The sequence below is a fragment of the Paracoccus aminophilus JCM 7686 genome (assembly GCF_000444995.1).
In the GTDB taxonomy this organism is placed as follows: domain Bacteria; phylum Pseudomonadota; class Alphaproteobacteria; order Rhodobacterales; family Rhodobacteraceae; genus Paracoccus; species Paracoccus aminophilus.
Map to the genome: position 1 here is coordinate 487,128 of NC_022041.1, position 19,709 is coordinate 506,836.

Sequence of the window (19,709 nt, forward strand, 5' to 3'; positions counted from 1 at the left end):
TCGCTCAGGCCCATTCCCAAGGCCGGGTGAATTCCCCGAGCTTTTGCTTGACCGCCGCCTCATCCGTGGCCGGGCCGCGTTTGAGTTTGGCGACAAGGCCGCGTTTCTTGTCTTCGACAACATCGACCACCTGCGCGCCGGTCTCGGCCAGAGCGGCATTATAGACGCGGGTGATCGCCATCTTGCGCAGGTCGGGCTTGAAGATCTTGCCCACGGCGGTTTTCGGCAGCTCCGGCAGAACTTCCAGATATTTCGGCACGGCGGCGCGCTCCGAGATATGGCTGCGCGCCCAGTCCAGCAGCTCATCGACGGTGGCATTCGCCCCGGCGACCAGCTCGATATAGCAGCAGGGCAATTCGCCCGCGAAAGCGTCGGGCTGGCCAATCGCGCCGGCGAAAGCGACCTTGGGATTGGTCATCATCGCCTCTTCGATCTCGGCCGGGTCGATATTGTGCCCGCCGCGGATGATGAGATCCTTGGCGCGGCCGGTGATCCAGAGATAGCCATCCGGGTCGAGCCGCCCGAGATCGCCGGTGCGCAGGAAGCGGCCTTCGGCAAAGAGATCGCGGTTCTTATCGGCCTCGGTATAGGTCGAACCCTCGAAGACGCCGGGATTGGCAATGCAGATCTCGCCGACCTCATCGGTCAGGCATTCGTAAAAGCCGGTCTCGGTTTTGCGCAGGATGCGGATATTCGTATAGGGGAAGGGCAGGCCGACCGAGCCCACTTTCTTCACGCCATCGACCGGGTTGCAGCTGACCAGACAGGTGGCCTCGGTCAGCCCGTAGCCCTCGGCGACCTCGACCCCGGTGGCCTGACGGAAGCGGTTGTAAAGCTCCATCGGCAGCGGCGCCGAGCCCGAGATCGCGCTGCGCAGCGACGACACATCAGCATTGACCGGACGCTGGACCATGGCGGCGATCGCGGTCGGCACGGTGATCAGGAAGGTCGCCTGCCAGCGCTCGATCAGCTTCCAGAAATTGTCGAACACCCCTTCGCCGCGATAGCCCGCAGGCGTCGGCATCACCATATGCGCGCCCGAGGAGATGCAGGACATCAGGATCGGATAGGCCGCGAAGACATGGAACAGCGGCAGCGGACACATCAACACATGCGTCTCGTCAAAGAGCAGCGTCGAGCCGAGCCAGCCGTTATAGATCATGCCCGAATATTTGTGCTGGGCGACCTTCGGCATCCCGGTGGTGCCGCCGGTGTGGAAATAGGCGGCGACACGGTCTTCTTGCGGATCGTCGAATTGCAGCGAGCGGTGGTTTTGCGCGCTGGCGGCAGCATCGAATTGCAGGATTTTCGCGTGGTGCTTCACCGGCATCTTCGGCCGGATCAGCGGCACCAGCAGGCGCTTGAGCCCGGTCAGATAGCCGCGCAGATCGACCTCGATGACGGTTTTGACATTCGGGGCCAGTGCCACGGCGGCGGCGGCTTTCTGGGCGACATCGCTTTTCGGGAAGGATTTCAGCGTGACCAGAACCTTCGCGCCGGTCTCGCGCAGGATGGCCGCGATCTGATCGGCATCGAGCAGCGGGTTGATCGGATTGACCACGCCCGCGACCATCGCGCCAAGAAGGACAATGGCGGTCTCGTTGCTGTTCGGCAGCAGATAGGCGACGGTATCCTTGGGCCCGACGCCGAGGCTGCGAAAGAGGTTCGCGGTCTCGGTCACGCGCTCATGCAGCTCGCTCCAGCTCAGCGTCTTGGCCGGAGCGCCCGGATCCGAGAAAAGCTGAAAGCTGATCGCGGGGCGTTCGGGGAAGCGGTCGCGGGTTTGCGTCAGCAGCGCGTAAAGGGTTTTCGGCAGCGCGCGCGCTTCATAGGGCATCTCATTTTCGATGGCATTGCGCATCGCGAGATCAACAAATTTCCCCATTCAGTGCCTCCTCCCCAGCCGGCCCGTCTTAACCTTGTTTCGCAGGATGGGCCAGAAGCTCTGGACAACACAAGAGCGCCCCGCGCCGCAGTCCAAAGCGCAACGCAGCGTCAGAGCAGCGCGGGGCAGCGTCGGATTCGGTGACCGAGATGGGCGCGTTCTCGCGCTGATTGCAGAGAAAATTGCGCATATCCCAGCAAAAGCGGGTCAGAGCACCCCGTTATCGCCGATTCAGGCAAGTTTTTGCCCATCCGGGAATCGTCGCCGTTTTCAAAGGTTAACTTGGGATCTCGGGCCTCGACAGAGCCGGAGCCTGCCGGACCGGCTGGCAGTAATTCGCCACTCGGTCTGGTTTGAGTCAATTGCAGTCTGGATTCTCCTTGTTCCTCAACCGGATGGTATGAAACATTCGCGGGAGCAAAGCCGGGGCTTTCATTTCCCGGACAGGCCGACAGATCAGGTTGTTTCCCCCGTAGGGCGCCGTGTGAGTCAGGCGTGACGAATATCGAAGGTTCGGCGTTAGCCGGATCGCGATCGAGAGTTGGATAATTTTATGGTTCTGAAGACTATTTCCCGCACGGCATGCCTTTGCCTGGGACTTTTCGCAGCGGGTCTGCCCGCAGATGCGCAGCCGGTCGCGCAGGGTCTGCGCACCGCGACCGGCGCGGCGGCGGGGCAGGTTCAATGTCTCGGCACCAGCGCGCGCGAAACCAAGGCGGCGCTGGTCCAAACCAACGAGATCCGGCGCAGCAATGGCCTGCCCGCATTGCGCGCCAATCCCAAATTGGTCGAGGCCGCGGCGCGTCACGCTTGCGACATGGCCCGGCGCGGCCAGATGACCCATGCGGGATCGAGCACGCGCGGCCCGTCGCAGCGGGTCAAGGCTTTGGGCTATCGGATGCGGCTCGTCGCCGAAAACATCGCCATGGGCTATAACAGCACGGGCGATGTGATGCAGGCTTGGCGGGATTCGCAGGGGCATTTGCAGAATATCATGCTGCCGCAGACCCGCGATTTCGGCATAGGCCGCGCGATCGGTGCCGATGGGCGCACGGTCTATTGGGCGGCGGTCTATGGGGTCTCGCAGTAAGCATTAAGCCCGCTGCGATCAGGCGGAAGGGCCAGCCTTGCGGGCGGCCCTTCACGCGTTTGGCTTAATTGGCCCCGGCGGTGAATTGCAGCCGCGCCAGCCGCGCATAAAGGCCGTCTTGCGCGACCAGCTCGTCATGGCGGCCCTGCGCCACGATCCGGCCATGATCGAAGACGACGATGCGGTCGGCCTTTTTCACGGTGGCGAGACGGTGGGCGACGATGATCGTCGTGCGCGTGCGCGCCAGATCATCCACCGCCGCCTGCACCAGACGCTCGGATTCCGCGTCCAGCGCCGAGGTCGCCTCGTCCAGAAGCAGGATCGGCGCATCGCGCAGGATCGCGCGGGCAATCGCGATCCGCTGTTTCTGACCGCCCGACAGCATGACGCCGCGCTCGCCGACATAGCTGTCATAGCCCTCGGGCAGCTCCATCAGGAAATCATGGGCATGGGCGGCGCGGGCAGCGGCCTCGACCTCGGCATCCGAGGCGGCGGGGCGGCCAAAGCGGATATTCTCGCGCGCGGTGGCGGCGAAGATGACCGGATCCTGCGGCACCAGCGCAATCGCCTGGCGGAAGTCGTCGCGGGTGAGATCGCGCAGGTCGATCCCGTCGAGCCGGACCGTGCCGGTTTCCGGGTCCCAGAAGCGCTGGATCAGCTGCACGACCGTGGTCTTGCCCGCGCCCGAGGGGCCGACCAGAGCAATGGTTTCGCCGGGCTCGATCGCGAGCGAGATGTCATCGAGCGCCGAAGTATCGGGGCGCGAGGGATAGTGGAAGGTGACGCGCTCGAAGTCGATGCGGCCCTTGACCGGACGCGGCAAAGCGACCGGCTGGGTGGGATCGGTGATCGTATCCTCGGCGGCCAGAAGCTCGGCCAGACGCTCGGTCGCGCCGGCGGCGCGCTGGATCTCGCCCCAGATCTCGGACAAAGCACCGACCGCGCCCGCGACCAGCACGGCATAGATGACGAATTGCACCAGCTCGCCGATGGTCATGGTCTGGTGGTAGACATCGCGCGCGCCGATCCAGAGGATCCCCAGAACGCCCGAGAAGATCAGGAAGATCACGATCATCGTCATGATCGCGCGGGTCTGGACCCGGCGCAGCGCCGAGACATAAGAGAGGTCGGTCACGCGGCCAAATTCGGCGCGGGTGCGGTCCTCATTGGTGAAAGCCTGCACGGTCTGGGCCGAGAGCAGGCTTTCCGAGGCCGCCCCCGACGAGACCGCGATCCAGTCCTGGTTTTCGCGCGACAGGATGCGCAGCCGCCGCCCCATGACGATGATCGGCACGATCACCACCGGCACCAGCAGCAGCACCAACCCCGAGAGCTTGGCCGAGGTCAGCAAGAGCATGACCATGCCGCCGATCAGGATCAGGAAGTTGCGCAGCGCAATCGAGACCGACGAGCCGATCACCGATTGGATCAGCGTGGTGTCGGTGGTGATGCGGCTGATGATCTCGCCGGTCAGGACGCGCTCGAAGAAGGCCGGGCTCATGCCCATGACGCGGTTGAAGACCGCCTTGCGGATATCGGCCACGACCCGCTCGCCCAGCCGGGTGATGAGGTAATAGCGCGAGCCCGTGCCGACGGCGAGCGCGACGACGATGAACAGCGCCGCGCCGAAATACTGGTCGAGCAGCTTTGAGCCATCGCCGAAACCGTCCACGACCCGACGCACCGCGATCGGCAGGACAAGGCTGACCGAGGCGGTCAGCACCAGCGCGATCAGCGCCGCGCCCAGCAGCATGCGATAGGGCCGGATGAAGGGCCAGAGGGCCGCAAGCGCTCCGACGCGCTTGGTGGTGGGACGGTCGACGATGACTTTAGGCTGGCGTGCCATGGATATTCCTTCGCAATTACCCGCCCTTTAGGCAGGGGGGCGGGGCGGCGCAAGGCAAGCTGGCCCTGCGCGCCGTGAGGTCAGCCTTTCAGGCCGCCTGCAAGTTCGAGAATGGTCGCGAATTCCTCGGCCGAGACCGGCTGGACCGAGAGGCGCGAATTGTTGACGAGCACCATCTGCGACAGACGCGGCTCGGCCTTGGCTTCATCCAGCGAGATCGGCCGAATCACCGGGGCAATTGCCTTGATGTCGACGCATTCCCAGCGCGGATCGTCGGATTTGCTGTCGGGATGGGCCAGCGCGATCACCTCGACCACGCCCACGACTTCCTTGCCGATGTTCGAATGGTAGAAGAAGCCGCGATCACCGAGCTGCATGGCGCGCATATTGTTGCGCGCCTGATAATTGCGCACGCCGTCCCATTCCTCGCCCTTGTCGCCTTTGGCGGTCAGGTCATCGAAGCTGAAGACATTGGGCTCGGATTTGAAGAGCCAGTATTGCATCAGCCGATGACCTTTTTCCATTCGACGACCTCGACCGAGGAAAACAGCCCCGCCGCGACATAGGGGTCATTGCCTGCCCAAGCGCGCGCGGCCTCAAGATCGGCGGCCTCGATCACCACCAACGAGCCGATGGGATTGCCGTCTTCCAGCAGCGGCCCGGCGACGAAGAGCCCGTCATAGCCGTTGAGGAAGGCGAGATGTTTCTCGCGGGTGGCTTTGCGGACTTCGAGATGGTCGGGTTTGTCACGGCAGATCAAAGCGAAATGGGGCATCATTCTTCCTTCAGCGGACGATTCAACAAAAGCTCAAGGGCTTGTCCCATGCCGATGCGGCCCTGGGCAAGTCCGGCAATCAGGCTGGCAATCGGCATGTCGAGGCCAAGCGTCGGCGCCAAGGCCGCCACCGCCTGCGCGGTCGCCGCCCCCTCGACCGTGGTCGCGGCGTCAAAGCTTTCGCCCGCGCCAAGCGCATGGCCATAGCGGAAATTGCGCGATTGCGCCGAGGTGCAGGTCAGCACGAGATCGCCAAGCCCCGACAGCCCGGCCAGCGTTTCGGCCTGCGCCCCCATGGCGGTCGCCAGACGCGACATTTCGGCAAAGCCGCGCGTGATCACGGCGGCGCGCGCACTGTCGCCGTATCCGGCGCCAATCGCGGCACCCGCCGCAATCGCAATGACGTTTTTCAAGGCGCCGCCAAGCTCGGCCCCGGTCACGTCCGTGGTGCGGTAAAGCCGCAGGTTTGGGGTCGAGAGCTGGTGTTGCAGCGAGCGCGCGGTCTCGGGCGCGGTGCAGGCAAGCGTCAGCGCCGTCGGCAAGCCGCGCGCGATATCGGCGGCAAAGGACGGCCCGGTCAGCACCGCGACCGTCGCCGCAGGGCAGGCGGTGGCAATCAGCGCAGAGGGGCCGGTCAGCGTGGTCAGGTCGATCCCCTTGGCGCAAGAGACCAGCCTGCGGCCGTCAAACCGCGCGCCATGCTCGCCCAGAAACGCGCCGAGCTTCTGGGCGGGCAGGGCCAGCAGCACAGTCTCGGCGGTGATCTGCGCCAGATCATCGGTGATCGTGATCGCTTCGGGCAGAGTCACCCCCGGAAGTTTCGGATTGTTACGGCTCCATCCGATATTCCTGCCCCAAAGCGTAACTTGGCCATTCGCGGCGAGGGACACCGCCAGCGCGGTCCCGAAAGCCCCCGCGCCCAGAACCGCGACGCTCATGCCTTGGCCCCTTTCTTGCCCGCGCCCAGCATCGGGGCGGCGTGTTTGTCGAGCGGCCAGCGCGGGCGCGCGGCCAGATCCATGCCGTCGCGCTGACCGGCCTTGAAGGCTTCAAGCCCGGCCCAGGCGATCATCGCGCCATTGTCTGTGCAAAGCCGCAGGGGCGGCGCGAGGAACTCGGCCCCCGCACGGGAGGCCACGGTTTCAAGCGCGCGGCGCAGCTCGGTATTGGCGGCAACGCCGCCCGCGACCGCGAAGGTCTTGACCGGATGGGCTTCGAGCGCGCGGCGCGATTTCTCGGCCAGAACTTCGGCCACGGCGCGCTGGAAGGCGGCGCAGATATCGGCGCGGTCTTGCGCATGAAGCCCGCCCTGCGCCTTGACCAGATCGTCGCGCAGCCGCAGCACGGCGGTCTTCAGCCCGGAAAACGAGAGATCGCAGCCCGGACGGTCGAGCAGCGGGCGCGGCAGCGAAAAGCGTTTGGCGTCGCCCTTGGCGGCCTCGGCCTCGACCACGGGGCCACCCGGTTGCGGCAGGCCCAAAAGTTTGGCGACCTTGTCGAAGGCCTCGCCCGGGGCATCGTCGATCGTGCCGCCGATGCGGGTGAACTCATCCGGGCCATCGACGCGCAGAAACTGGCAATGCCCGCCCGAGACGAGCAGCATAAGATAGGGATAGGCGACAGCATCGGTCAGCCGCGGCGTCAGCGCATGACCGGCAAGATGGTTCACCCCGACCAGCGGCAGCCCGGTTCCAGCCGCCAGCCCCTTGGCCAGCATCACGCCCGCGAGCACGCCGCCGATCAGCCCCGGCCCGGCAGTGACCGCGATCCCGTCGAGATCGGCCAGACCAAGACCGGCTTCCGCGAGCGCCTCTTCGACGCAGAGGTCGAGCTTCTCGGCATGGGCGCGGGCGGCGATTTCCGGGACGACGCCGCCGAAATCGGCATGAAGCTGGGTCTGGCCCGCCACGACCGAGGCCAGAATCTCGCCCCCATCGGTGACGATGGCGGCGGCGGTGTCGTCGCAGCTGCTTTCGATGCCAAGGAAGGTCAGGGTCATGTCGTCGCGGGTCCGGCTGTGTCGAGATCTGGGCGTGAGGTGGGGCGTCATGTGGCGGGGCCCGGCTTGTGATGGGCGCGCCGAGCGCCTAGGCAGGGGATAACTAGCACCGCAAGAGGACGATTGCCATGCCGCTGCTGCTTCTGACCCGGCCCGAACCGGCCGCGCGCCGTTTCGCCGCAGAGGCGGCGGGGCTGGGGCTTGATGTGGTGATCTCGCCGATCCTGCGGATCGTGGGCCTGCCCCATGACGCGACGCGGATCGCTGCGGCGACCGGGCTCGTCTTCACCTCGGAAAACGGCGTGGCCTTTGCCGGTCCGGGGCGCGGGCGGCCTGCGCTGTGCGTTGGCCCGCGCACGGCGGCGGCGGCGCAGGCAGCGGGTTATGAAGCGGTGGCGGGGCCGGGCGATGCGGCGCGGCTTTTGCCGATGCTGCAAGATCTGGGCCCGGGCTGGGTCCATCCCCATGGCCGCCATGTCGCCAAGGTCCTGCCGGTCGAGGGGATCGCGGTTTACGACCAGATCGCGCAGCCGCTCAATGCCGAGGCGCGGGCGCATCTGGCGGGGGCCGAACCGATCTGCCTGCCGCTCTTTTCGCCACGCTCGGCGCGCCTTTTGTCGCAGGAGGCCGAGGCCGCGCGGGCGCCTTTGTGGCTCGCGCCGATCAGCCTTGCGGCTGCGAAAGCATGGCAGGGGCCCGCCGCGCGGCAGGTTCTGGCCGAAACGCCTGATGCGGCGGGAATCCTCGGCGCGCTTGGCGCGCTCCTGCGGTCGGAACATTCCTGATCGCGCCGGGTTGAGAGGAGGAAAGCAGGCGTCTAGAGTATCCGCAATCCGCGTCCGATTGTGACCGGCAGAGTTGTGCGCTCCGTCTGCGCCGGGCGCGCCAGAAATCAGGGATCCGACCGTGACCAAGCCAGAGACCTCCGCCAGCGACGCCACCCCTCTCCCCGAATCGTCGGGCGGAAAGACCGCAGCCACCACGCCCACCGTGCCCAATCGCCCGATCGAGACCCCGGCCACGGCAGAGGCCTCGGCGTCCGAGCCGAAAGAGGCGGTGGATTCGGTTCTGGTCGGCATCCCGCAAGATCCGACTCGCGAGGCCGCCGTGCCGAAGACCGAGCTTTCGCTGGACGACGCGCCCGTCGAAACCTCCGAATCCGCCGAAACCGCAGGCAAAAGCCGCTTCCCCGAGACATCTGCGCCGGGGACGGGGCTGGCAAGCGATCCGGTGGTCAAGCCGTCAAGCGCCTCCTCCGACCGCGCCCCCGAACGGGTGGTCGAGGTTCGCAAGGCCGGTTTCGTGCCGACCGTTCTGGGCGGGATCATTGCCGCCGCCTTGGGTGCGGGCGTGACCTGGTATGCGCTGCCCCATCTGCCTGCCGCTTGGCAGCCCATGCCCCCGGCCGATCCGGCGGCCCAGCTTGCCGCCGCGCGTCAGGCCGCGACCGAGGCCGCGACGACCGCCGCCAAGACCGAGGTCGCTGCCGTGCGTCCGCAGCTTCTCAGCGATGCGACCGCTGCGGCACTGACGGCGGCGCGTGACGCTTTGCCGCCGCCCGCAGCCGATCAGAGCGGCGATCTCGCCGGGCTCAAGGACGAGCTGACCGCGCAGGCGGGCAAGATCGAGGCGCTTGGCGTGGCGCTGGATGCGATGCGCAACAGCGCGCCTCTGGCTTCGACCTCCGGGGTGGCGGGCGATGGCGCGAGCGGCGTGGATCTATCGCAGGTTCAGGCGCTGCAATCGGTCGTGGCGCAGCTGCGCGCGCAGGTGGACGGGCAGGAGAGCCGCTTGAGCGAGCTCGCCGCGCGGCCCGCGCTGGACGCTTCGACGGCGGCCCAGCTTCAGCAGCTGACCGAACAGGCGAGCACCGTGCAGGATCAGATCAAGACGGCCGCCGAGCAGGCGCAAAGCCAGATCGCCGCCGCGCAGGCCGAGGCCGATCGCGTGCGCCAAGAGACCGAATCCGTCGGTCGCCGCGCGCAAGTCGCCGCTGCTGTCGCAAGCCTGCAGACCGCGCTGGAAACCGGCGGCAATCTTGCTGGCGGTCTGGGCGATCTCAAGGCGGCGGGCGTTGACGCGCCTCCGGCTCTGAGCGCCGATCTGCCCTCGCTGGCCGCGATTCAGGGCGGTTTCGATGCGGCGGCCCGCGCGGGTCTGCGCGCCTCGCTGAAAGCGGAATCGCAAGGCGGCGGCGCTTTGGGCGCGATCGGGAACTTCCTGCGCGTGCAGACCGGGGCCCGCTCGGTCGAGGCCCGCGACGGCAGCGATCCCGATGCGATCCTCTCGCGTGCTGGCGCCTCGGTGCGCGCCGGAGACCTCGCCGCCGCGCTTGGCGATATCGCGACCCTGCCGCAAGCCGGTCAGGATGCGATGGCGGCTTGGGTGGCGCAGGCGAAGCGGTGGGCCGATGCCCGCGCGGCTTTGGCCGGTTTGACTGCGAATTGAGGGGCCGGACATGCTGCTATCGCTTCTGAAAATCCTGATCTTCTTCGCGGTGGTTCTGGCCATTGCGCTGGGGGCTGTGCATCTGTCTGAAACCGGGCAGGCGCTGCGTCTGGTCTATGGCGGCACCGAATATACGCTGGGTCCGGTCCAGCTGTTCGTCGCGCTGGTCATCGTCATGATCCTCGCCTGGGCGGCGATGCGCCTGCTGGGCCTCTTGGTCGCGACCCTGCGCTTTGTGGTCGGCGACGAGACCGCCGTGAACCGCTATTTCGCCCGCTCGCGCGAGCGCAAGGGCTATGACGCCTTGGCCGAGGGGATGCTCGCCGTCGCCTCGGGTGAGGGCAAGCTTGCGCAAGACAAGGCCGCTAAGGCCTCGAAATATCTGAATAAACCGCATGTCACCGATGTGCTGGCCGCGCAGGCTGCCGAGATTTCCGGCGATACTGCCAAGGCGAGCGCCGCTTATCGTCGCCTGCTCGGCGATGACCGCACCCGCTTTGTCGCCATTCGCGGGCTGATGCGGCAAAAGCTGGCCGAGGGCGATACCGCGACCGCGCTCAAGCTGGCGGAAAAGGCCTATGCGCTCAAGCCCAAGCACCGCGAGTTGCAAGACAAGCTCCTCGAGCTGCAAACCAGCGAAGGCGATTGGAAGGGCGCGCGCCAGACGCTGAAGGAAAAGCGCAAACAGGGCCAGCTGCCGCAGGATGTCGCCACGCGCCGCGATGCGGTTCTGGCGCTGCAAGAGGCGAGCGAGATCTTGGCCGAGGGCAATTCGATCTCGGCCCGCGAGGCGGCGATTTCCGCCAACCGCGCCAGCCCCGATCTGATCCCGGCAGCGGTTCTGGCGGCGCGCAGCTATATCGCGCAGAAAGACCCGCGCAATGCCGCTCGCGTCTTGCAAAAAACCTGGTCGGTGCGGCCCCATCCGGCGCTGGCCTCGGCCTATGCCGAGATCGTTCCGGACGAGACCCCGGTCCAACGCCTGCGCCGCTTCGAGCAGCTGATTAAGCAAAACCCGAACAACGAGGAATCGCATCTGCTTCAGGCCGAGCTTTTGCTCGGGGTCGAGGATTTCCCCGATGCGCGCCGCGCGCTTGGCGATCTCGCCCAGACCCATCCGACGGTGCGCACGCTCTCTATTCTGGCCGCGGTCGAGCGCGGCGAGGGCGAGGATGACGCCATCGTCCGCACGACGCTGACGCGCGCTCTTTCGGCCAGCCGCGGCCCGCAATGGGTCTGCGACAAGTGCCAGAACGTGATGAGCGACTGGGCGCCGGTCTGCGACAGCTGCCATGGCTTCGACACGCTGAGCTGGCGCGAGCCAGAGACCCTGCGCAAGACCCAATTCGGTGCGACCAGCGGTGCCGATATGCTGCCGCTGCTGATCGGCAGCACCGCGCTGCCGCCTCAGGCCGCTGCGGCTGCGGCCAATATGGGCCCAGCCTCGACGGTGGTCGCCGCCGAGCTGGTCGAGCCCGGCATCGTCAGCGAAAGCGACGAGCCTGCCGCTCCGGTCACGCCCAGCCGCCCGGTCGAGCTGGCGCGTGTCGCTCCCGGCATGGTCCCGCGCGAGTCGGATTACGTCCGCATCGACGGCGATGACGGCTTTGCGGGCGATTTTGGCGGGCCCTCGATGACGGTGACCGATCCCGACCCGGCTCCCGCCGAAAAGGGCGCGGCCAAGGGCACCGACAAACCTGCCGAGAAGATCGTCGAGATCACGCCGCCCAATGCTCCGGCAGCCGAGGTTCCGGCGGCCGAGATCACCCCGCCGCGTCGCGATCCGCGTTTCGTCGATCCAAGCGAATTCGCTCCGGTCCGGCCTGATCTCGAACCGATCGACGAGGAATATCTCTCGGACACGAAAAAGGCGCGATAGCCCCTTTCCCCCCGCGCCGGAACCTGCTATCCGGCGCGGACACTGCCCCAATGGGGCCAGAGGCCGCAGTAGCTCAGCTGGTAGAGCACGTCATTCGTAATGATGGGGTCGGGGGTTCGAGTCCCTTCTGCGGCACCACTAATCAAAAATTTAGCGCATTTTCTGCTTTGGTCGGGATGATCTCGTAGGCCGAAAATCGGCAGGCCTTGCGCCTGCATTGTTGCTTCATGACCTCCCCTTACCTTCAGACAGATCCGGAGCTTCTGCTTCTGGGGCCCGATATCCCGCTGTTGTGGCATTAAGGTTTCGCGGTCACAGATAAAATACATCCATAGGTAGAATTCTTGGTAAATAAGTACCCTACTGATAGTTGTTGACGGTACGTAAAATTCGGAGTGTCCGTCGTGTCAGTAGTTTTTCGCACCCTGATTGGGGCAGTATTTGGTTTCTTCTGTGCTTTCGCATTGTCGCCCGCAATAGCTGCGCTGCATAGCGACGGCTCGAACTTTGCAAGCGTTTCCACCATTGTCATCGTCGCTATCATGGCGGCGCTCGGCTACTTCGCGCCGACGGTTCGTCGTGCCTTTGGACGCGGTTTCCTGCTGTTGGGGCTGTGCTTCTTTGCGCTCCCCTTCTCTGCGATGCTGCTTTCTGGTCGCGCCGCGAGCGAGGTGGTTGCGCAGGCGTCGGCCGATGGTCAGGCCGCGGCTGTTCTTGGCGCTGGGGCGGCTGGTCTTGCGGTGACTGGCATTGCCACGTTCATTGGCCTGATTGCCGGCGCGATCTTCGTAATCCTTGGATTGGTTCTGGCTCTGGGCGGGCGTCGCGAGGTCATCGTGGTTACTCGCTAAGGCTGTAGACGCCCCTTTCTAAGGGGCGTCATTGTCCCAATGCTGTCCGCCCCAAGGCAAAGCGCGCGTCAGCCCGCCTTGCCCCAATCGGCGTCGCGCATTTCGTGAAGGCGGCTCGCCGTGCGTTCGAATTCGAACGAGCCTTCGCCCTCGGCGTAAAGGCGGTCCGGATCATCGGCGGCGCTGGCGTAGAGCTTGACCTTGGCCTCATAAAGCGCGTCGATCAGCGTGACGAAGCGCTTGGCCTCGTTGAAATTCGACATGGTCAGCCGCGGCACGCCGTCGATGAACAAGACATCGACCGCCTCGGCGATGGCGATGTAATCGGCGGGGCCAAGCGGGCGGCCGCAGAGATCCCAAAAGCCCGCGCGGGCGATGCGGCCAACGTGATCGGGCAGCACGACCTCGCGGCCCAGAACCGGGATCGCGAGCGGCGTGGTCGCGGCGCCATGGGTCAGCTCGGACCAGATGTGATCAAGCGCCATCTTGGCCTCGCCATCAGCCGGAGAGAACCAGACCTGACCGCCTTCGAGCCGGTTCTGGCGGTGATCCTGCTCGCTGATCAGCTCGACCACATCCATATTCTGGCGGATCATCGAGATGAAGGGCAGGAAGAGCTGGCGGTTGAGGCCGTTCTTGTAAAGCTCCTCGGGGACGCGGTTCGAGGTGGTGACGATGACCACGCCGCGCTCAAACAGCACCTGAAACAGCCGCCCGACGATCATCGCATCGGCGATATCGGTGATCTGCATTTCGTCAAAGCACAGCAGGCGGCACTGATCGGCGACCTCGCCCGCGACCGGGGCCACAGCATCCGCGACGCCCTTCTTGCGCATCCGCTCAAGCCCGGCCTGAATTTCCTGCATGAATTCATGGAAATGGACGCGCCGCTTGGCCGTGGTCGGCGCGGCATCCATGACCAGATCCATCAGCATCGACTTGCCGCGTCCGACCCCGCCCCAGAGGTAAAGCCCCTTGGCCACCACCGGCTCGGTCTTTTCAGAGCGCATCAGCCGCGACAGCCAGCCGTTCTTGGCCGGAGCAGGCGCCGGTTCCGAGAGCCGCGCGACAAGGGCGTCAAGCGCGGGCAGAACCGCCCATTGGGCCGGGTCAATGGTCAGGTCGCCCGAGGCGACGCGGGCGGTATACGCTTGGGTCACTGTGCTCATGTGCTACCCCTGCCAAAGTCTTGAGATCGCTGCAAGAGGCAGAGCTTGAACCGCGCCGGTGCGATGCTACCTTTACCCGAGCTGGCATGAGGCGAAAATGACCCCGGACGACATCAACGCACGGTTTCTCGCGATGAAAGCGGCGTCGCGGCAAGAGCTTGCGCCGGATCACGCGACGCGCCTGCAGCATCTGACCGCGCTGCGCCGGCTGATTCTTGACCATCGCAAGGCGCTTGGCGCGGCGATCTCGGAGGATTTCGGCCAGCGTCCGCAGGCGGAAACCGATCTGGCCGAGGTCTTTCCCTCGCTTCAAGAAATCGCCCATGCGCGGCGCCATCTTGGGCGTTGGATGCGGCGGCGGCCGGTCGCGCCGGGGATCTGGTTTCGCCCCGGGCGGGCCTGGGTCCAGCCGCAGCCGCTTGGCGTTGTGGGCATTGTCGTGCCTTGGAACTATCCGCTGCAACTGACCATCGGCCCGCTGGTCGGCGCTTTGGCTGCGGGCAACCGGGCCATGGTCAAACTCTCGGAACATGCGCTCGCCTTTGCCGCGCTCTTTGCCCAGCTTGCGCCCGATTATCTGCCGCAGGACCGGGTCGCGGTGGTGACCGGAGGCCCCGAGACCGGTATGGCCTTTTCGGCTTTGGCCTTCGATCACCTGCTTTTCACCGGCTCGACGGCGGTCGGGCGGCGAGTCATGGCGGCAGCGGCGGCCAATCTCGTGCCGGTCACGCTTGAACTTGGCGGCAAGTCTCCGGCGCTGATCGCGCCCGATGCGCGGCTCGATCATGCGGTGGCGCGGATCATGGCGGGCAAGATGCTGAACGCGGGCCAGACCTGTATCGCGCCCGATTATGTGCTGCTCCACCGCGATCACCTCGACCAGTTCATCGCCAAGGCCAAGGGCTGGGTCGAGCGCCATTACCCAAAGCTCGAGACCAATCCCGATTACAGCCGCATCATCAATGACGCGCAATTCGCCCGGCTGACGGCGGCGCTCGAGGCCGCGCAAGCGGGCGGGGCCGAGATCCTGCCGCTCTCGACAGCGCCCGCCGATCCGGCGCGGCGGATGATGCCGCCGGTGCTGGTCACCGGGGCCGAGGGGCCCTTGGCTGAGGATGAGATCTTCGGCCCGATCCTGCCCGTCGTGCCCTATGACGATCTGCGCACGGCGGTCGCGTACATCACCGCGCGGCCACGTCCGCTGGCCTTTTACCCCTTCACCGAAAGCGCCGAGACCCGCGACCTTCTGCTCGCCAGCGTTTCGGCGGGGGGCGTGACGGTCAATGACACGCTGCTGCATGTCGCTCAGTCCGGGCTGCCTTTTGGCGGGGTCGGGCCAAGCGGGATCGGCGCCTATCACGGTCAGGCCGGGTTCGAGCGGATGTCGCATCTTCTGCCGGTCTTTGCGCAAAGCCGGATCAACGGGGCAGATTGGCTGGCTCCGCCCTATGGCGCGCGCTTCCGGGCGCTGATGCGGCTGATGCTGCGCTAGATTTTAGCCGATCGCGCGGTTGCGGGTCTCGACCCCGATGAAGAGCGTCGCGACCAGACCGACCAGAAGCAGCACCGCGAAAAGCCCGATGGCGACGCCAAAACCCTGCGCGATGATGCCCCCCAGCAGAGAGGGCGCGATCAGACCGCCGACACGCGCCACCGCGCCCGCCATGCCCATGCCAGAGCCGCGCAGGCCGGTCGGGTAAAGTTCGGGCGTATAGGCGTAAAGCGCGCCCCAGGTGCCCAGAAGCGCGAAGCTCATCAGCAACAGCGAGAAGGCGACAAGCGCGGTCCCGCTCGCCACGGTGAAGAGCAGGCAGCCCGCAGCGGCAAGGATCAGGAAGATCTGGAGCGTCGGGCGACGACCCCAGCGTTCGACCCCGTAGGCGGCGAGGGCATAGCCCGGGATCTGCGCCAAGGCCATGAGCACGAGGAAGCCATAGCCGCGCACGAAGCCGAAGCCGCTTTCGGCAAGCTGCGGCGGCAGCCAGACGAAAATCCCGTAATAGGACAGCGAGACGAAGAACCACACCGCGAGAATCGCCACGCTGCGCTGGCGCAGCGCGCGCCCGAAGAGTCCGTCAGGATCGGTTTCCGACGGCGTCGGCACGATGCGGACGGAGGGGTGCAGCGGCTCGGCGCCGTTGACGGCAAGAACGCGCGAGATGACCTCGCGGGCCTCGGCATCGCGGCCATTGCGGATCAGATACATCGGTGATTCCGGCACCCAAAGCCGCAGCCAGACGCCGATCAGCGCCGGGAAGGTGGCGACGGCAAAGATCCAGCGCCAGGCGGTTTCAGGGGCGTAATGGCTGGTCGCCCAAGCGGTCAGCGCGATGACGATCGTGCCGACCGCCCAGAAGCCCTCGAGCCAGACGAGCCAGCGCCCCCGGTTCTTCGGTGGCAGATATTCGGCCATCATCGCGTAATCGACGGGCAGGGTGCCACCCACCGCCATCCCGGTCAGGAAGCGGAAGAAGACCAGCAGGCCAAAGCTTGGGGCAAAGACCGAGAGCGTGCCGAAAACCGCCTCGGCGGCCACGGTCAGCAGCAGGATGCGGCGTCGGCCAAGCCGGTCCGCGAGCCGCCCGAAGAGCGTTGCGCCGACAAACATGCCGAGGAAAAACAGCGTGCCGGTCAGTAGCGCCTCTTTGACCGTGAGATCGAAGCTGCGGGCGATCGAGGCAGCGGTAAAGCCAATCGCGATGACCTGCATCGCATCGGCCATCCAGACCAACCCGAAGATGCCCATGAGGCGTCTTTGGAAACGTCCTGCTCCGGCGCGTGCCAGAGCATCGTCGATCATGACATCCATCGGGGCTCTCCTTCGGTCCGTCTGCCTTCACTTGCCCGAGCCGGGGGCCGATTGTCCAGAGGGCCACCTGTGCCGCGCACGGTGCGGGTTCAGGCCGGGCATTGACGCCTTGGGGCAAAGCCTGCGAAATGCTGGAAAATTCGAGACGGGGGATCCGAATGAAGCAAATCGTTGCCAGCGCCTTTTTCGCCAGTGCCCTAGGGGCGCTCTTTCTGGCGGGCTGCGCGCCGCAGGACAAATATGCCAGCGTGATCGCGGGTTCGGTGCCGCCGAGCGCCGAGGTCAAGGCCAAGATCGTCAGGAACGCCAAGGCGATCGTTTACGATCCCTCGTCGATCCGGGGCGCCGAGATTTCCAATATGGCGACCTTCGCCGATGGCACGCAGGGCGTTTGCGTCAAGGCGGATGTCAAGAATGCGCAGGGCAAATACCTTGGCGTGCATACGATGGGCGTGGCTTTGAACGACGACCCCCATCTGGCGGCCAATGCGCTTCAGCATCCGGTCTGCGACCGCGCCGATGTCACCTGGCATCCCTTCCCCGAGCTCAATCACCTCAAGAAGCGCTGAGGCTCGGTCGCGGGGCGCGAAGAGGGGACGGGCGGCGCGAGCCGCTCGCCCCATCTGCCGCGATCAGCCGTTGTCCTTGAGGACCTGACCGGCGAGATAGAGCGAGCCGCAGATCAGAATCCGCGCCTCGGGATGGGCGGCTGCGATCTTTTGCACGGCCTCTTGCGCATCTGCGGCAATCTCGACCGGCAGACCGGCGCGACGCGCGGCTTCGGCGGTTTCCTCGGCGGGCAGCGTATTCGGCTCGTTCGGGATCGAGATCGCGATCAGGCTTTCGGCGACCGGCACCAGCGGGCGCATATAGCCCACGACATCCTTGGTGTTGATCATGCCGCAAACCAGAAAGGTCGGACGCTTGGGCATGGCGGCCAGCGTCTTGGCCACCGCTTCGCCCCCGGCGGGGTTATGGCCGCCATCGAGCCAAAGCTCGCAACCCTTGGCCGCCTCGACCAACGGGCCGTGTTTCAGGCGCTGCATCCGCGCGGGCCATTCGGTTTCCGTCACCGCGGCCTTGGCCTCGATCCGGCCAAAGCCCAGCTCGCGCAGCGCGGCAATCGCGGTGCCGGCATTGTCATATTGATGCGGCCCCGGCAGGACCGGCAGCGGCAGGTCCATCAGCCCGTGCTCGTCTTGATAGATCAGCGCATCGCCCTCGCGGTAGGAGGTCCATTCCTGCCCGTGGATCTTCAACGGTGCGCCAAGGCTGTCGGCGCGCTTTTCGATGACCTCACGCGCGCCGGGCAATTGCTTGGCGACGATGCAGGGCACATGGCGCTTGATGATCCCGGCCTTCTCGCCCGCGATCGCTTCCAGCGTGTCGCCGAGATATTGGGTGTGGTCGATCGAGATCGGCGTGATCACCGTAAGGCGCGGATCGGGCACGACATTGGTCGCGTCGAGCCGCCCGCCAAGGCCGACTTCCAGTAGCGTATAATCCGCCTCGACCCGCGAGAAGGCGAGGAAGGCCGCTGCGGTCGTGATCTCGAAGAAGGTGATTGGCAGGCCGCCATTCGCAACCTCGCATTCCTCGAGCATCTCGGCCAGCAGCGGCTCGGGGATCAGCTCTCCGGCCAGACGGATGCGCTCGTGGAAGCGCGCGAGATGGGGCGAGGTATAGGCATGGACTTTGAGCCCCGCAGATTCGAGCCCGGCGCGGATCATCGCTTGCGTCGAGCCCTTGCCATTGGTCCCGGCCAGATGGATCACCGGCGGGATCTTGCGCTCGGGGTTGCCAAGTGCGGCCAGAATGCGGTGCATCCGGTCCAGCGACAGGTCGATGACCTTGGGGTGAAGCGACATCAGCCGCTCGAGAATGACGTCGGAACCGGACATGCGGGCCCCCCGGCAAAAGGATGGAAGAGGAAAGGGCCGGGATTAACCGGCCTTGCTGGGCTCGGGCTGGGCTTCGGCGGGCAGGGTGCCGATATGACCCGGCGCGGGCAGGTCCGCGATCACCGGCGCGGGCTGACGCGTCAGCATCCGGATGATCGAGATCAGCTCGGCGCGCAGGTCCTTGCGATGGGTCACGCGGTCGAGCATGCCATGCTCGAACAGATATTCGGCGCGCTGGAAGCCCTCGGGCAGCTTTTCGCGGATGGTCTGCTCGATCACGCGCGGACCGGCGAAGCAGATCAGCGCATTGGGCTCGGCGATCTGGATATCGCCCAGCATCGCATAAGAGGCCGTGACCCCGCCCGTGGTCGGATGGGTCAGCACGACGATATAGGGCAGCTTGGCTTCCTTGAGCATCTGCACGGCGACCGTGGTGCGCGGCATCTGCATGAGCGAAAGAATGCCTTCCTGCATCCGCGCGCCGCCTGCGGCCGAAAAGAGCACGAGCGGGCGCTTCAGCTTCACCGCGCGTTCGGCGGCGGCGACGATGGCATTGCCGACATACATGCCCATCGACCCGGCCATGAAGGCGAAATTCTGGGCGGCGGCAACGACCGGCGTGCGGCCGATCTCGCCCTCGGCGACCAGCATCGCCTCTTTCTCGGCCGTGGCCTTTTGCGCGGCCTTCATCCGGTCGGGATATTTCTTCTGATCGCGGAAATGCAGCGGGTCGGCGATCGGCTCGGGCACCTTGACCTCAAGGAAGACGCCGCCGTCAAAGAGCGACGCAAAGCGGTCGCGCGGCGAGATCGCGAGGTGATGCTCGCAGTTGGTGCAGACGTTGAGGTTGTCCGCCAGCTCCCGGTGAAAGAGCATCGTTCCGCATTCCGGGCATTTGGTCCACAAATTCTCGGGCACTTCGCGGCGCGAGAAAAGCGAGTTGATGCGCGGACGGACGTAGTTTGAGATCCAGTTCATCGGGGGCCTTCTTCGCTAAACTTGCGCCATGAAATAGGCCGCATGGCTTGGAATTGCAATTCCGCTGTGGTCAGGCATT

17 protein-coding genes and 1 tRNA gene are annotated in these 19,709 nt (G+C 65.8%); 8 read left to right on the plus strand and 10 right to left on the minus strand.

Translation table 11 applies throughout. From position 1 onward, the window contains the following. Positions 1 to 4 precede the first annotated feature (4 nt). Positions 5 to 1,885 (minus strand): acyl-CoA synthetase, encoded by a 1,881-nt coding sequence (locus JCM7686_RS02455; RefSeq protein WP_020949283.1) that lies wholly within the window; start codon positions 1,883 to 1,885, stop codon positions 5 to 7. Between the two features lie 553 nt (positions 1,886 to 2,438). On the opposite strand from JCM7686_RS02455, the gene JCM7686_RS02460 reads away from it, so the two are divergent. After that, positions 2,439 to 2,975 (plus strand): CAP domain-containing protein, encoded by a 537-nt coding sequence (locus tag JCM7686_RS02460; protein WP_020949285.1) that lies wholly within the window; start codon positions 2,439 to 2,441, stop codon positions 2,973 to 2,975. A gap of 64 nt (positions 2,976 to 3,039) precedes the next feature. On the opposite strand, the gene JCM7686_RS02465 is transcribed toward JCM7686_RS02460, so the two are convergent. The 5 genes from JCM7686_RS02465 to tsaD all read right to left on the minus strand — a co-directional run bounded on the left by JCM7686_RS02465 (position 3,040) and on the right by tsaD (position 7,595). Further along, a complete protein-coding gene (locus JCM7686_RS02465; RefSeq protein WP_020949286.1) occupies positions 3,040 to 4,821 on the minus strand; it encodes an ABC transporter transmembrane domain-containing protein in 1,782 nt (593 codons plus the stop codon). A gap of 80 nt (positions 4,822 to 4,901) precedes the next feature. After that, on the minus strand, positions 4,902 to 5,324 hold the full coding sequence (locus JCM7686_RS02470; protein ID WP_041527081.1) for an EVE domain-containing protein: 423 nt from the start codon (positions 5,322 to 5,324) through the stop codon (positions 4,902 to 4,904). Then, on the minus strand, positions 5,324 to 5,596 hold the full coding sequence (locus JCM7686_RS02475) for a YciI family protein (protein WP_020949288.1): 273 nt from the start codon (positions 5,594 to 5,596) through the stop codon (positions 5,324 to 5,326). Before JCM7686_RS02475 ends, JCM7686_RS02470 begins: the two co-directional genes overlap by 1 nt. Beyond that, entirely contained in the window at positions 5,596 to 6,534 is a 939-nt protein-coding gene (locus tag JCM7686_RS02480; protein ID WP_020949289.1) for an NAD(P)H-dependent glycerol-3-phosphate dehydrogenase, read from the minus strand. Before JCM7686_RS02480 ends, JCM7686_RS02475 begins: the two co-directional genes overlap by 1 nt. Next, the gene (tsaD, locus tag JCM7686_RS02485; RefSeq protein WP_041527082.1) at positions 6,531 to 7,595 is read right to left on the minus strand and encodes a tRNA (adenosine(37)-N6)-threonylcarbamoyltransferase complex transferase subunit TsaD; all 1,065 of its coding nucleotides are present in this window, start codon (positions 7,593 to 7,595) and stop codon (positions 6,531 to 6,533) included. Before tsaD ends, JCM7686_RS02480 begins: the two co-directional genes overlap by 4 nt. A 128-nt stretch (positions 7,596 to 7,723) precedes the next feature. Between tsaD and JCM7686_RS02490 the strand changes: the two genes are divergently transcribed. The 5 genes from JCM7686_RS02490 (at position 7,724) to JCM7686_RS02510 (ending at position 12,773) form a co-directional block, all read left to right on the plus strand. Further along, on the plus strand, positions 7,724 to 8,380 hold the full coding sequence (locus tag JCM7686_RS02490) for a uroporphyrinogen-III synthase (RefSeq protein WP_020949291.1): 657 nt from the start codon (positions 7,724 to 7,726) through the stop codon (positions 8,378 to 8,380). A 121-nt stretch (positions 8,381 to 8,501) separates the two neighbouring features. Continuing rightward, positions 8,502 to 10,043: a COG4223 family protein gene (locus JCM7686_RS02495; protein ID WP_020949292.1), complete on the plus strand. Its 1,542-nt coding sequence runs from the start codon at positions 8,502 to 8,504 to the stop codon at positions 10,041 to 10,043. Positions 10,044 to 10,053: 10 nt separating this feature from the next. Further along, positions 10,054 to 11,922, plus strand: a complete 1,869-nt coding sequence (locus JCM7686_RS02500) for a heme biosynthesis protein HemY (protein ID WP_020949293.1) — start codon at positions 10,054 to 10,056, stop codon at positions 11,920 to 11,922. A 62-nt stretch (positions 11,923 to 11,984) separates the two neighbouring features. Beyond that, positions 11,985 to 12,060 (plus strand) — tRNA-Thr (locus JCM7686_RS02505). A 266-nt stretch (positions 12,061 to 12,326) separates the two neighbouring features. Continuing rightward, entirely contained in the window at positions 12,327 to 12,773 is a 447-nt protein-coding gene (locus tag JCM7686_RS02510) for a hypothetical protein (protein ID WP_148292566.1), read from the plus strand. 68 nt (positions 12,774 to 12,841) lie between these two features. On the opposite strand, the gene zapE is transcribed toward JCM7686_RS02510, so the two are convergent. Next, on the minus strand, positions 12,842 to 13,942 hold the full coding sequence (gene zapE / locus JCM7686_RS02515; protein ID WP_020949294.1) for a cell division protein ZapE: 1,101 nt from the start codon (positions 13,940 to 13,942) through the stop codon (positions 12,842 to 12,844). A 97-nt stretch (positions 13,943 to 14,039) separates the two neighbouring features. Here zapE and JCM7686_RS02520 point away from each other — a divergent pair, with 97 nt between their 5' ends. Continuing rightward, positions 14,040 to 15,434, plus strand: a complete 1,395-nt coding sequence (locus tag JCM7686_RS02520; RefSeq protein WP_020949295.1) for a coniferyl aldehyde dehydrogenase — start codon at positions 14,040 to 14,042, stop codon at positions 15,432 to 15,434. 3 nt (positions 15,435 to 15,437) lie between these two features. Here JCM7686_RS02520 and JCM7686_RS02525 read toward each other — a convergent pair whose 3' ends face one another. Then, the gene (locus tag JCM7686_RS02525) at positions 15,438 to 16,751 is read right to left on the minus strand and encodes an MFS transporter (protein ID WP_020949296.1); all 1,314 of its coding nucleotides are present in this window, start codon (positions 16,749 to 16,751) and stop codon (positions 15,438 to 15,440) included. Positions 16,752 to 16,909: 158 nt separating this feature from the next. Here JCM7686_RS02525 and JCM7686_RS02530 point away from each other — a divergent pair, with 158 nt between their 5' ends. Beyond that, a complete protein-coding gene (locus JCM7686_RS02530; RefSeq protein WP_020949297.1) occupies positions 16,910 to 17,320 on the plus strand; it encodes a hypothetical protein in 411 nt (136 codons plus the stop codon). Between the two features lie 63 nt (positions 17,321 to 17,383). Here JCM7686_RS02530 and JCM7686_RS02535 read toward each other — a convergent pair whose 3' ends face one another. Further along, entirely contained in the window at positions 17,384 to 18,652 is a 1,269-nt protein-coding gene (locus tag JCM7686_RS02535) for a bifunctional folylpolyglutamate synthase/dihydrofolate synthase (RefSeq protein WP_020949298.1), read from the minus strand. Positions 18,653 to 18,694: 42 nt separating this feature from the next. Then, positions 18,695 to 19,630 (minus strand): acetyl-CoA carboxylase, carboxyltransferase subunit beta, encoded by a 936-nt coding sequence (gene accD / locus JCM7686_RS02540; RefSeq protein ID WP_020949299.1) that lies wholly within the window; start codon positions 19,628 to 19,630, stop codon positions 18,695 to 18,697. Between the last annotated feature and the right edge of the window lie 79 nt (positions 19,631 to 19,709).

Excerpts from the sequence above, each read along its gene's own strand:
- JCM7686_RS02455 (WP_020949283.1), bottom strand. The coding sequence starts at position 1,885 with ATGGGGAAATTTGTTGATCTCGCGATGCGCAATGCCATCGAAAATGAG.
- JCM7686_RS02460 (WP_020949285.1), top strand. The coding sequence starts at position 2,439 with ATGGTTCTGAAGACTATTTCCCGCACGGCATGCCTTTGCCTGGGACTT.
- JCM7686_RS02465 (WP_020949286.1), bottom strand. The coding sequence starts at position 4,821 with ATGGCACGCCAGCCTAAAGTCATCGTCGACCGTCCCACCACCAAGCGC.
- JCM7686_RS02470 (WP_041527081.1), bottom strand. The coding sequence starts at position 5,324 with ATGCAATACTGGCTCTTCAAATCCGAGCCCAATGTCTTCAGCTTCGAT.
- JCM7686_RS02475 (WP_020949288.1), bottom strand. The coding sequence starts at position 5,596 with ATGCCCCATTTCGCTTTGATCTGCCGTGACAAACCCGACCATCTCGAA.
- JCM7686_RS02480 (WP_020949289.1), bottom strand. The coding sequence starts at position 6,534 with ATGAGCGTCGCGGTTCTGGGCGCGGGGGCTTTCGGGACCGCGCTGGCG.
- tsaD (WP_041527082.1), bottom strand. The coding sequence starts at position 7,595 with ATGACCCTGACCTTCCTTGGCATCGAAAGCAGCTGCGACGACACCGCC.
- JCM7686_RS02490 (WP_020949291.1), top strand. The coding sequence starts at position 7,724 with ATGCCGCTGCTGCTTCTGACCCGGCCCGAACCGGCCGCGCGCCGTTTC.
- JCM7686_RS02500 (WP_020949293.1), top strand. The coding sequence starts at position 10,054 with ATGCTGCTATCGCTTCTGAAAATCCTGATCTTCTTCGCGGTGGTTCTG.
- zapE (WP_020949294.1), bottom strand. The coding sequence starts at position 13,942 with ATGAGCACAGTGACCCAAGCGTATACCGCCCGCGTCGCCTCGGGCGAC.
- JCM7686_RS02520 (WP_020949295.1), top strand. The coding sequence starts at position 14,040 with ATGACCCCGGACGACATCAACGCACGGTTTCTCGCGATGAAAGCGGCG.
- JCM7686_RS02525 (WP_020949296.1), bottom strand. The coding sequence starts at position 16,751 with ATGGATGTCATGATCGACGATGCTCTGGCACGCGCCGGAGCAGGACGT.
- JCM7686_RS02530 (WP_020949297.1), top strand. The coding sequence starts at position 16,910 with ATGAAGCAAATCGTTGCCAGCGCCTTTTTCGCCAGTGCCCTAGGGGCG.
- JCM7686_RS02535 (WP_020949298.1), bottom strand. The coding sequence starts at position 18,652 with ATGTCCGGTTCCGACGTCATTCTCGAGCGGCTGATGTCGCTTCACCCC.
- accD (WP_020949299.1), bottom strand. The coding sequence starts at position 19,630 with ATGAACTGGATCTCAAACTACGTCCGTCCGCGCATCAACTCGCTTTTC.